9 protein-coding genes are annotated in these 11,036 nt (G+C 72.7%); 4 read left to right on the top strand and 5 right to left on the bottom strand.

From position 1 onward, the window contains the following. Window position 1: 1 nt before the first annotated feature. A complete protein-coding gene (locus ACPXCB_RS17130; protein ID WP_425876535.1) occupies window positions 2-1,120 on the bottom strand; it encodes an FG-GAP repeat domain-containing protein in 1,119 nt (372 codons plus the stop codon). Window positions 1,121-1,543: 423 nt separating this feature from the next. Here ACPXCB_RS17130 and ACPXCB_RS17125 point away from each other — a divergent pair, with 423 nt between their 5' ends. After that, entirely contained in the window at window positions 1,544-4,192 is a 2,649-nt protein-coding gene (locus tag ACPXCB_RS17125) for a LuxR C-terminal-related transcriptional regulator (RefSeq protein WP_425876533.1), read from the top strand. Between the two features lie 628 nt (window positions 4,193-4,820). Continuing rightward, on the top strand, window positions 4,821-6,662 hold the full coding sequence (locus ACPXCB_RS17120; RefSeq protein ID WP_425876531.1) for an NHL domain-containing thioredoxin family protein: 1,842 nt from the start codon (window positions 4,821-4,823) through the stop codon (window positions 6,660-6,662). A 2-nt stretch (window positions 6,663-6,664) separates the two neighbouring features. On the opposite strand, the gene ACPXCB_RS17115 is transcribed toward ACPXCB_RS17120, so the two are convergent. The 3 genes from ACPXCB_RS17115 to ACPXCB_RS17105 are packed head-to-tail and all read right to left on the bottom strand — an operon-like array spanning window position 6,665 to window position 9,103. After that, on the bottom strand, window positions 6,665-7,414 hold the full coding sequence (locus ACPXCB_RS17115; protein ID WP_425876529.1) for a LamB/YcsF family protein: 750 nt from the start codon (window positions 7,412-7,414) through the stop codon (window positions 6,665-6,667). Further along, the gene (locus ACPXCB_RS17110) at window positions 7,398-8,255 is read right to left on the bottom strand and encodes a biotin-dependent carboxyltransferase family protein (RefSeq protein ID WP_425876527.1); all 858 of its coding nucleotides are present in this window, start codon (window positions 8,253-8,255) and stop codon (window positions 7,398-7,400) included. The genes ACPXCB_RS17115 and ACPXCB_RS17110 overlap by 17 nt, the downstream gene beginning before the upstream one ends. Continuing rightward, window positions 8,252-9,103 carry a 5-oxoprolinase subunit B family protein gene (locus ACPXCB_RS17105; protein ID WP_425876525.1) on the bottom strand — a complete coding sequence of 284 codons (852 nt, stop codon included), beginning with the start codon at window positions 9,101-9,103 and terminating at the stop codon, window positions 8,252-8,254. The genes ACPXCB_RS17110 and ACPXCB_RS17105 overlap by 4 nt, the downstream gene beginning before the upstream one ends. Before the next feature lie 107 nt (window positions 9,104-9,210). Between ACPXCB_RS17105 and trhA the strand changes: the two genes are divergently transcribed. After that, window positions 9,211-9,888: a PAQR family membrane homeostasis protein TrhA gene (trhA, locus tag ACPXCB_RS17100; protein WP_425876523.1), complete on the top strand. Its 678-nt coding sequence runs from the start codon at window positions 9,211-9,213 to the stop codon at window positions 9,886-9,888. 67 nt (window positions 9,889-9,955) lie between these two features. On the opposite strand, the gene ACPXCB_RS17095 is transcribed toward trhA, so the two are convergent. Then, window positions 9,956-10,240 (bottom strand): DUF6458 family protein, encoded by a 285-nt coding sequence (locus ACPXCB_RS17095; RefSeq protein ID WP_132235282.1) that lies wholly within the window; start codon window positions 10,238-10,240, stop codon window positions 9,956-9,958. Between the two features lie 115 nt (window positions 10,241-10,355). Here ACPXCB_RS17095 and ACPXCB_RS17090 point away from each other — a divergent pair, with 115 nt between their 5' ends. Further along, window positions 10,356-10,895 carry a SixA phosphatase family protein gene (locus ACPXCB_RS17090; protein WP_425876521.1) on the top strand — a complete coding sequence of 180 codons (540 nt, stop codon included), beginning with the start codon at window positions 10,356-10,358 and terminating at the stop codon, window positions 10,893-10,895. The last annotated feature ends 141 nt before the right edge of the window (window positions 10,896-11,036 follow it).

The raw sequence follows: 11,036 nt of genomic DNA, 5'->3' as shown, positions 1-11,036 counted from the left end.
ATCAGTCGTACGGGAGCGGGCTGGTCAAGGGGCCGCCCCACCCCGTCCCGGTGGAGAGGTAGAAGGTGGTCTGCTCCTCAAGGGCCACGTGGTCGGCTCGCCCGTCTCCGTTGAGGTCCGCCCACCCGTTCGCGCCGACATAGCTGTAGTTCGTGGACAGGTGCGAATAGGTGGCACCGAAACTGCTGCCGTTCGACACCGTGCAGACGCCGCGATCGTTGTTGATCCGGCAGAAGTCGAGACGGCCGTCACCGTTGAAGTCGGCCCATCCTCGGGTGACCCAGTACCCGACATCCATGACAGGTGAAGTGATGGTCGACCCGAAGTTGGTGCCCGTCGAGAGCGTGCACTGGACCGAATTCGAGAGATTTCCGACGACCCGGCAGTAGTCGACGCGCCCGTCGCCGTTAAAGTCGACCCAGTCGCGGCTGTCGTCCCATCCGCCGTCCAGCGTAGTGGATGTGAAGGTGGCCCCGAACCCCGCGCCCGTGGAAAGCGTGCACTGGAGTTTGCTGGTACCGACGACGCGGCAGTAGTCAGCCCGGCCGTCCCCGTTGACATCCACCCAGTCCCGACCGGCGTCCCAGCCCGCGTCGAGGTTGCCTGAGGTGTAGGTGGCGCCGAACCCGTTACCCGTGGAGACCGTGCACTGCACCTTCTGGCTCCAGGTCCCGATCACCCGGCAGAAGTCGGCACGCCCGTCCGCGTTGAAGTCGGCCCAGGCCTGACCCGCGGTCCAGCCCGGGTCGAGCCCGCCCGACGTGTGCGTCGGCCCGAAAGACGTGCCGTTCGACAGAGTGCAGGACAGGGACTTGCTTCCGGACCCGACCACACGGCAGTAATCGACACGACGATCGCCGTTGAAGTCGACCCAGGCCCGCCCCTCCTTGTAACCGGGGTCCTGGTTGAACCCCGTGATCCGCTGGCCGAGGCCGGCCCCTGTGGAGAGCACACACCTCAGATCCGACGCCCCGATCGTGCAGTAATCGGTTTTCCCGTCGGCGTTGAAGTCGACCCAGGCCAGGCCATATTGAACGTTGGTGGCTGGCGACTTGGCGTGCACGACGGCTGGCGGCGTAACGGTAATGGAACCGATGAGGAGAGCGGCGGCAAGCAGCACACGAGCCCCCCATCTTCTGAAGTTTCGGTCGTACAGCATTTGTGGACAACCCACTTTCTGGCGCTGCGGAGATTGCGGCTACAAATGTTTCTTTCCGCCAATCAGCGGAATTCGCACGCTCGGACTGGCGTCAGCACTGATGATGTCCCGGCCTCTCGCCCGCACGCCTGAGTAGTGAATACTCAGATGAATGTGCCCCAGGTCACACAAGGCCCGCAGGCGGGGCTGTGGACGGGCAGCGGTGCCCGGCGGCCGAGGGCATCGGCGAATGGGCGGGACGGCTGCCCGTCTGGGCAGGGCGAGTCGACTGGACGTGCCGGCACCCGGGCCCGGCGCTCGATCTAGGAGGCCTGCCAGCCGGATATCCTGGCAGACCGGCCTCGTGACCCCGGTGCTGCGAACACCCGCCCAACAGGAGTTCCCGTGCCCGACGCGATGATCAGGTCGACCGCCCAGATCGGACGGCGGTGGCCACTGGTGGGCCGCGACCCCGACATCGACCGGACGATCGATCGGCTGTTGGCGCCCGAGGGGCGCGCAGTGCTGGTCACGGGGCCTACGGGAGTGGGCAAGAGCCGGGTCCTGGAGGCCGTCCTGCACCGTTGCGTGGCCAAGGGTCACCACGTGCTGCCAGCCAACGGGACCATGACGGACCATGGCGCTCCGCTCGGTGTGGCCCATCACCTGACTCCGCGGGTGGAGCAGCTCGACATCGCGCCGGCATTAGCCCTGCACCGGCTCATCGAGAGCCTTCCTCGACCGACCGGACAGCACCTGGTGGTTCTCGCCGTCGACAACGTGAGCGGCCTGGACGAGGCCGCCGCGCGACTCGTGGGAAAGCTGGCCTCGGAACACAGGGTGCGGGTGCTGCTCGCGGCAGCGGAGACCGCGATCGGCGCGGGCCCGGTCGATGTGCTGCGCCGGACCGTACGGCTCGACCGGGTGGATCTCGCACCACTGGATTGGCGACACACCAGGCAGCTGATCTCCGCCGCATTCGGTACCGACGTCGACGGGCTCACCGCGGACGGATTGTGGCGGCTCACCGGCGGTAATCCGCTCCTCCTGCGCGAACTGCTGCGGAACGCGGCAGAGAACGACGCGCTGACCCTCCACGATCACGTGGTGGGCTGGCGACAGGGCACGGTCGTCCGGGCCTGGGCCGGTGACGCGTTGACGGGACCGTTGGAGTCGCTGTCGACGGAGGAGACCGCGGCACTGCGATACATCGCCTACGGTGACCGGGCTCCGGTCGACGTGATCGAACACCTGGCCCCGATGTCGGTGATCGAACGTCTGGAGGAGCTCGGCCTCATCCGGCTCGACCCGTCCGACCCGTCCACGCCGGTCACCGTGGCCCACCCACTCACCGCCCGCACCGTCCGTACGCGGACCGGGCCGTTGCGGGCCCGGCGCGTACACGCCGAGTTGGTCTCGGCGCTGGAGGCGACCGGGTCCCCCGACCGGGTCCGCGACGTCCTGTGGCGGCTGGCCGCCCGGTTCGAGGTTCCCGATGACGAGGTGCTGCGAGCCTCCGCGGAGGCGCTACTCGGCCACGACGCGGCCACCGCAGAGCAACTCGCACGACAGGTGCACGGGCCCGCAGCCGCCTGGCACCTCGGCCGCGCACTACTTGCCCGGGGCAGTCATCGCTCGGCAGAGCGCTGGTTGGCCGAGGCGTACCGGAACCTGACCGATCCGGCGGCACGCGCGAACGCCGCCGCCCTGCGCGCCGTCAACCGGTGTTGGGGAATCGACGAGCCGGACAGCGCGCTCCGGATGGTCGCCGAGGCGCGGGCCGCGCTGCCCGCCGACGTCCACGCCGACCTGCTGGCGGCCGAGGCGTTCGTCATGGCCTTCGGCGGCCCGGCCGCCGAGGCGGCCGACGCGGTGGACCAGCTCTCGCAGCACCCGCCGCGCGACCCGCTCCTGGCGGGCGTGGTCCCGCCGCTCCGCCCGCGACTCCTGCTGCTGGGCGGAAGACCCGAGCGGGCCGTCGCGGAGTTCCCCACGGACCTGAGCGGAAAGCCCTCGATCTGGCCGGCGATGCGCGCGCTCCTCCAGGCCACTCACGTGCAGGCCCTCATCATGGCTGGTACCGTCCGCCAAGCGGCGGACCTGGTGGAACGCCACTACCGGGACGCCGTGGAGCACGGAACGCCGGACGGGGTCGCCACCATCGCCCTCGCGGGCGGGATCTGCGCCTACTACCAGGGAAACGCCGGGCAGGCGGCACGGTGGTTGCGTGAGGCCCGTGCGCTCACCGCCGAGCGGGCCGGCTTCAGGTTCCGGGAAACCCTGCTGGCGATCGGCGTCGGTGTCGAGGCACAACTCGGGCAGGTCGAGAAGGCACAGGAACTGCTTTCCCGACTCCGTCGGGGCGCGACGGCACGCACCGCTGCCGACTATGGCGCCTTCGGCGAGGTGTGGGCGCTGGTCATCTCGGGCAACCGGACCGGAGCCGCCACCCTCCTACGCCGCCTGGCGGCCGAGGCGGCCAGGGCCGGGGATCTGCTGATGGCCACGGAGTTCCTGCATGTGGAGGTGCGGCTCGCCCCGTCCGCCGCCGTGGCCAGCCGGGTCCGCGAACTCGCCGCCAAGACGGACGGCAGACTCTTCGCCCTCCTCGCCGAGCACGCGGAGGCGTTGGCCCGCCGGGACGCGCGGGTACTCAACCGGGTCAGCGCCACGTTCGAGGAGCTCGGATACCGCGGTTTCGCATTGGAAGCTGCGGCCAACGGGGCGATGTTCGGTGGCGGCCGGGTCACGAACGCACTGGCCAGAAGGACCCAGCGGCTACTCGGCGAGCACCAGGGCACCTGGCCGGAGTGGCTGCCCGAGCCCAGGACCGCTCCGGCTCTGACCGACCGGGAACGGCAGGTCAGCGAACTCGCCGCGACGGGTATGGACACCCCCGCGATCGCCAGGGCGCTGACCATCTCGGCGCGCACCGCCGAGAACCACCTCCAACGCGCCTACAGCAAGCTCGGCATCCATCGCCGTCACGAACTCGCCAGGGCGCTCGCCGAGGACGGCTTCGTCCTCCCCGCGATCGCCCGCCAGGTCGTGTAACGGCCCCGGTCGACCTGTCGCGGCCCGTCGGCCTGCCAGCCAACCATCCCCGTGGGACGACCGGCACCGAAATGGCGTCCGCAGCGTCGGCCCCGGCTAGCGCCGGTTCGCCCGCGTGACCAGGAACCAGACCAGGCCGCCAATGAGCGCGGCGGACGAGACGACACAGCACAGCGTGGCGATGTGCCACGGCTTGAGAGCACCCATGCCGCGCACCGTACCGATTCGCCGCCGTCCCGAGGAGCCCCCGATGCCCTACCGCGAACAGCCCATGTCCGCCGCCTGGCTGCCGCCCGGTCCAATCCCGCCAGGATGTCCGATGGCGCGATCCTGGTCCGGCGGATGAGCCCCACGCCGACGGCCCGTTGAGCCTCGGGGCCGGCGAACTCGCCCGTCGTGAAGCGGACGTCTGCCGGCGTCGTCCGTTGCCGAGGCGCATGGGCGCGGTTGGCGACCGGGGGCGCGGGGTGAGCCCGCCCTGCGGGCGCTGCCGGACGAAAGCCCGGACGCCGACCGCCTCATGCCGCTGAGCAAGCGCGACGAAGCTCCCCCGGCGCGGCCGAGGATCCTTGTCTTCCGGGTCACGGAGCCCGGCTCGGCTCCAGCGAGACATGGCAGGCTGGCTGACATGGGAACGACAGCGCGCGTACGTGCCCCCAAACTGCGGGGCCGGCAGTGGCTCAACACGGGTGGACGGAACCTGACCTTGCAGGACCTCCGAGGTCGTATCACGGTCCTGGACTTCTGGACCTTCTGCTGCATCAACTGCCTGCACGTGCTCGACGAGCTGCGCCCGCTGGAGGAGAAGTACGGCGACGTGCTCGTCGTGATCGGCGTGCACTCGCCGAAGTTCGAGCACGAGAAGGACCCGGACGCGCTGGCCGCCGCGGTGGAGCGCTACAGCGTGCACCACCCCGTGCTCGATGACCCCGAGCTGGAGATGTGGCAGCAGTACGCGGCCCGCGCCTGGCCCACCCTGTCGGTGATCGACCCGGAGGGCTACGTGGTGGCGACGATGGCCGGCGAGGGTCACGCCGAAGGGCTCGCCCGCCTCGTCGACGACCTGATCGCCACCCACGAGGCAAAGGGCACCCTGCACCGGGGCGACGGCCCGTACGTCCCGCCCGCCGAGCCGCAGACCACGCTGCGCTTCCCGGGCAAGGCGGTGCTGCTGGAGAACGGCAACCTGCTGGTGTCCGACTCGGCCCGGCACTCGCTGGCGGAGCTGGCCCCCGACGGCGAGACGCTGGTACGGCGGATCGGCACGGGCGGCCGGGGCCGGGTCGACGGTCCCGCCGGGGCGGCCACCTTCTCCGAGCCGCAGGGGCTGTGCCTGCTGCCGGCGCACACCGCCGAGGTGGCCGGCTACGACCTCGTCGTCGCCGACACCGTCAACCACCTGCTGCGCGGCGTACGGCTGGCCGACGGCGAGGTGGTGACGGTCGCCGGCACCGGCCGGCAGTGGCGTTCCACGGTCGACGACCACTCGCACGACGCGCTCTCGGTCGACCTCTCCTCCCCCTGGGACCTGGCCTGGTACGACGACAAGGTCGTCGTCGCGATGGCCGGCATCCACCAGCTCTGGTGGTTCGACCCGGTGAAGCGCACCGCCGGCATGTACGCGGGCACCACCGTCGAGGCCCTGCGCGACGGCCCGCTGACCGAGGCGTGGATGGCGCAGCCGTCCGGCCTCTCCGTCTCCGCCGACGGCGCCCGGCTCTGGGTGGCAGACAGCGAGACCAGCGCGATCCGGTACGTCGAGAACGACGTCATGGGCACCGCCGTCGGGCAGGGGCTCTTCGACTTCGGGCACGTCGACGGGCCGGCGGCGGAGGCGCTGCTCCAGCACCCGCTGGGGGTGTGCGCGCTGCCGGACGGGTCGGTGCTGATCGCCGACACGTACAACGGGGCGGTCCGCCGCTTCGACCCGGAGAGCAACCGGGTCTCGACGGTCGCCGAGGGGCTCGCCGAGCCGAGCGACCTGGTGCTCACCCCGGCCGGCGAGGTGCTGGTGGTGGAGTCCGCCGCGCACCGGCTGACCCGGCTGGCGCCCGGCGCGCTCTCGGCGGCAGGCGCGAGCACCGTCGACGGTCCCCGGCACCGCACCGAACGCAAGCCCACCGACGTGGCGGCCGGCGAGGTGACCCTGGACGTGATCTTCACGCCCGCGCCGGGGCAGAAGCTCGACGAGACGTACGGCCCGTCGACGCGACTGGTGGTGTCGGCGTCGCCGCCGGAGCTGCTGCTGGAGGGGGCGGGGACCGGCACCGAGTTGTCCCGCCGGCTGGTGGTCGACGGCACGGTGGCCGGGGGCGTGCTCCAGGTGACCGCTCAGGCGGCGACCTGCGACGCGGACGTCGAGCACGCGGCCTGCCACCTGACCCGGCAGGACTGGGGCGTACCGGTCCGGGTGGTCGAGGGTGCCGCCGCCCGGCTCCCGCTGGTGCTCAGGGGCCTGGACGACGCCTGACGTCACGCGAACGGAGTGGGCGTCACCCCCGCGTCGATCAGGGCGGCGCGCACCAGTTCGGCGCAGCGGACCGCGCCGGGGGTGTCGCCGTGCAGGCAGATCGACTCGACCGGGCACGGGACGACGCTGCCGTCGACCGCGACCACGGTCCGCTCGGTGGCCATCCGCACCGCCCGGGCGGCCACCTCCTCCGGGTCGGTGACCAGCGCCCCGGGTGCGGTGCGCGGCACCAGCGAGCCGTTGGGCAGGTAACCCCGGTCGGCGAAGCCCTCGGCGACCACCCGCAGCCCGGCGCCGGCGGCGAGCTGGGCGAGGACCGAGCCGGGCAGGCAGAGCAGGGGCAGCTGGTCGTCGTAGCCGCCGACCGCCGCGACCAGCGCCGCCGCCTGGGTCTCGTCGCGGGCGGCGGCGTGGTAAAGCGCCCCGTGCGGCTTCAGGTAGCGAACCCGGGTGCGGAACAGCCGGCAGAACGCGTCCAGGGCGCCGAGCTGGTAGGTGACCTCATCGCGCAGCTCCGCGAAGGCGTACGCGATGTGCCGCCGGCCGAAGCCGGCGAGGTCCCGGTAGCCGACCTGCGCGCCGACGGCCACCCCACGCTCGGCGGCGCCCTCGCAGACCCGGCGCATGGTGGACGCGTCGCCGGCGTGGAAGCCGCAGGCGACGTTGGCGGAGGTGACGAGGTCCAGCAGCGCGGCGTCGTCGCCGAGTCGCCAGATGCCGAATCCCTCGCCGAGGTCAGCGTTGAGGTCCATGGAACCTGACCGTAGTCCCTGGCCGGGCCTGCGCGAGCGGGGTCACGTCGTCCACCACCCCGACAACGGGGTACCCGCCGGTGGTCGGATGGTCGGCAAGGAAGATCAACGGTTGGCCGTCCGCCGGCACCTGCACCGCCCCGAGCACGATGCCCTCGCTGGGCAGTTCCCCGGCCACCGCGCGGGGCAGCGCCGCGCCGGTGAGTCGCGCGCCGACCCGGTTGCTGACCGGGCTCACCGTGTACGCGCTGCCGAACAGCCGGTCCAGCGCGGTGGCGGTGAACCAGTCGTCGCGGGGGCCGAGGCGCAGGGTCAGCCGCAGTTCGGGCGGGGTGGGCGCCGCGACGGTGACGTCCACCGGGGCGGGCGGTCCGGCCGGTGCGCCGAGGGGCAGCCGGTCGCCGTCGCGCAGTGGCGGCGGGCCCAGCCCGGAGAGGGTGTCGGTGGCGCGGCTGCCGAGGACCGGCTCGACGGCGAACCCGCCGCCGACCGCGAGCCAGTTGCGCAGGCCGTCGCGGGGCGGGCCGATCCGCAGCACGGCGCCCGCCGGCACCGACAGCGGCCGACCCACGTCACCGGGGCGGTCGCCGACCCGTACGACGGCACCGGCACCGGTCACCGCGACCGCCGTCGCGCGGAGGAACCGCAGCTCGCAGCCGGTCATCGTGATCTCCAGGCCGGCAGCGGACTCCGGGTTGCCGACGAGCCGGTTGGCCAGCCGCAGTGCCGCCGGGTCGAGCGCGCCCGACCGGGGTACGCCGAGGTGTGCCCAGCCGGCCCGGCCCAGGTCCTGGACGGTGGTCAGCGCCCCGGCGCGGAGCACCTCGACCACCGGGGTCACGCGGCCACCAGGCGTACCCGGGTGCCCGGGGTGAGCCGGGCGGGCGGGTCGGCGTGCACGTCGAAGAGGGCCATCGCGGTGCGCCCGACCAGCAGCCAGCCGCCGGGCGAGGCCGCCGGATAGATCCCGGCGTACGGGCCGGCCAGGGCGACCGAGCCGGCCGGCACCCGGGAGCGTGGGGTGGGCAGCCGGGGCACCGCCAGTTCGGCGGGAAGCCCGGTGAGGTACGCGAACCCGGGGGCGAAGCCGCAGAAGGCCACCCGGAACGGGGTACGCCGCAACCGGTCGACCACCGCCGGCACGTCCACGCCCCAGTGCTCGGCGACGAGAGGCAGGTCCTCCCCGTCGTACGTCACCGGAACCTCGACCAGTCCGGCGGCGGCGGCGGGGGCCTCCCCGTCGGCGTCGGCGGCCGACCCGCCCGCAGTCGGCGCATCGGCCGTCCCCGGCCCGCCGGCGGCCGCTGCGTCGGCGGTCCTCGGTACGCCTGCGGTCGGTGCGCCGGCGGTCCTCGGCGCGCCGGCGGTCGGTGCGCCGGCCGTCCTCGGCGCGCCGGCGGTCGGTGCGCCGGCCGTCCTCGGCGCGCCGGCGGTCGGTGCGCCGGCGGTCGGTGCGCCGGCGGTCCTCGGCGTGCCTGGTCGGGGCGGCCAGGCGGCGATCCGCGCGGCCGCCGTGGCCGGGTCCGGCACGCCGTCGAGCAGGACGGTGGTGGCCGCCGGCACGATCTCGACGGCGGTCAGCTCGCCGCGTTCGCGACGCCGCCACAGCTCGGCCCGCCACGCCTCCACCTGGTCGGCGTCGGCACAGTCGATCAGCAGGGCGTGGGCGCCGACGGGTCGGATCCGCATGCCGCCATACTCCCCGACCGGCGCACGACACCAGGGACGGTCGGCCGCCGTCCCACGTGACCGGACGCACTACTTGAAAGTAACCTACGGTGTCGTAACCTAATGGTGTGACCACCCCCGCCCCGCTTCGATTGAAGCCGGTCGACATCGGTAAGCCCCGGATGCGCGGCTGGCTCCACACGTACGCCTTCTTCGTCGCCGGCCTCTGCGGCATCGTGCTCAGCGCGGTCGCCGCCACCCGACCCGGCTGGGCCCCGCTGGTGAGTTGCCTCATCTACAGCCTGACGGTCTGCGGGCTCTTCGGCACGAGCGCGCTCTACCACCGGCGGGTGTGGTCCGAGCGCGGCTACCAGATCATGCGCCGGATGGACCATTCGATGATCTTCGTGTTCATCGCCGGCACCTACACGCCGTTCTGCGTACTGCTGCTGGATCCCCGACCGGCCACGATCATGCTGGCGCTGGTCTGGGGCGGCGCGCTCGCCGGCGTGGCGCTCAAGCTGGTCTGGCCGCACGCCCCGCGCTGGGTCTCCGCGCCGCTCTACCTGGCGCTCGGTTGGGTCTCGGTCGCGATGCTGCCCGACATCCTGCACCAGGGTGGCGTCACCGCCCTGGTGCTGCTCATCGTGGGCGGCGCGATGTACAGCGTCGGCGCGGTCTTCTACGCGCTCCGCCGGCCCGACCCCTGGCCCACCGTCTTCGGCCACCACGAGTTCTTCCACGCCTGCACGCTCGTGGCCGCGCTCTGCCACCACATCGCCATCTACTTCGCCCTCTTCGCCTGACGGACACGCGTCCGGGGGCTCCGCCGCGTGGCGGAGCCCCCGGAAAAGAAGCTGTCCCGTCCTGACGTCAGACGGTGCGGCGCGGCTGACGCACCTCGCGGTACTCCTCCACGACCCGGTCGTCCCGCACCGGCACAACCTGCTCGGCGACCACGCGCTCACCGCGCACCGGGGCGACCACGGCCCGACGGCGCGAGTTCCAGAAGTGGAGGGTGAGCAGCAGACCGGCCACGCCGGCGAGCATCAGCACCCAGCCCACCACGGCCAGGTTGAGCCAGCCCAGATCCGCTTCCACGGCGAACGCGAAGATCGCACCCAACGCGATCAGGAAGATACTGCCACCAAAGCCCATCTCGTCGCCTCCTCGGCTGTCCCCTGGCGTTTCCTTCCGCCGCGGCCATCGGTGAGGTTGCGGCATCCATCGACTTACCCAAGCGCTCTGATCGCCAATCGGGCAAGCTGAGGACATGACCGACGCTTCCGCCCGGGGACGCACGCTGGTGCTGCTCCGGCACGCCAAGGCCGAGCCACCCGGGGAGGTGGTGCCGGACGTGCAGCGCCCCCTGGCCGTACGGGGTCAGGCCGACGCGGCCGCGGCCGGCGCCTGGCTGGCCAAGCACGACCTGCTGCCGGACGTGGTCGTCTGCTCGGCCGCCCGGCGTACCCGGGAGACGTGGCACAGCGTGGCGATGGGCATGACCGGCTCCCCACCGGAGGGCGGCTCGGCCGGCCCCGCTCCCGTCGTGCGCTACGAGGCCGACGCGTACGAGGCGCACCCGGAGGACCTGCTGACGCTGGTCCGGGGCGTCGACCCGACCGCCCGTACGGTGCTGCTGATCGCGCACAACCCGGGCATCTCGCTCCTCTCGGCGCTGCTCGACCCGGAGCGGGCGGACCAGGACGGGATGCGCACCAGCGACGTGGTGGTGCACCGGCCCGACGTCGACTGGCCGGAGCTGGGCCCACGCAGGGCACCGATCACCGACCGCCACACCGCACGCGACTGAGCCACCCGCCGGTACGTGACGGGTGGCTCAAGACGGTGGCACTGTCGGCGGCTCCGTGGCGGTGGCGCCGTCGGCGGTGACCCCAGGCCGGTGGTGGCGCCGCTGATGGCTCGGTGGCGGTGGTGCCGTCGGTGGTTCAGG

It is taken from the genome of Micromonospora sp. DT62, from assembly GCF_049847285.1.
Classification (GTDB): Bacteria; Actinomycetota; Actinomycetes; order Mycobacteriales; family Micromonosporaceae; genus Micromonospora; species Micromonospora reichwaldensis.
Note: the sequence above shows the minus strand (reverse complement) of the source record. Positions and strands in the feature narration are given on the sequence as shown.

Excerpts from the sequence above, each read along its gene's own strand:
- ACPXCB_RS17095 (WP_132235282.1), bottom strand. The coding sequence starts at position 10,240 with ATGGGCTTTGGTGGCAGTATCTTCCTGATCGCGTTGGGTGCGATCTTC.
- ACPXCB_RS17120 (WP_425876531.1), top strand. The coding sequence starts at position 4,821 with ATGGGAACGACAGCGCGCGTACGTGCCCCCAAACTGCGGGGCCGGCAG.
- ACPXCB_RS17105 (WP_425876525.1), bottom strand. The coding sequence starts at position 9,103 with ATGCGGATCCGACCCGTCGGCGCCCACGCCCTGCTGATCGACTGTGCC.
- ACPXCB_RS17090 (WP_425876521.1), top strand. The coding sequence starts at position 10,356 with ATGACCGACGCTTCCGCCCGGGGACGCACGCTGGTGCTGCTCCGGCAC.
- ACPXCB_RS17115 (WP_425876529.1), bottom strand. The coding sequence starts at position 7,414 with ATGGACCTCAACGCTGACCTCGGCGAGGGATTCGGCATCTGGCGACTC.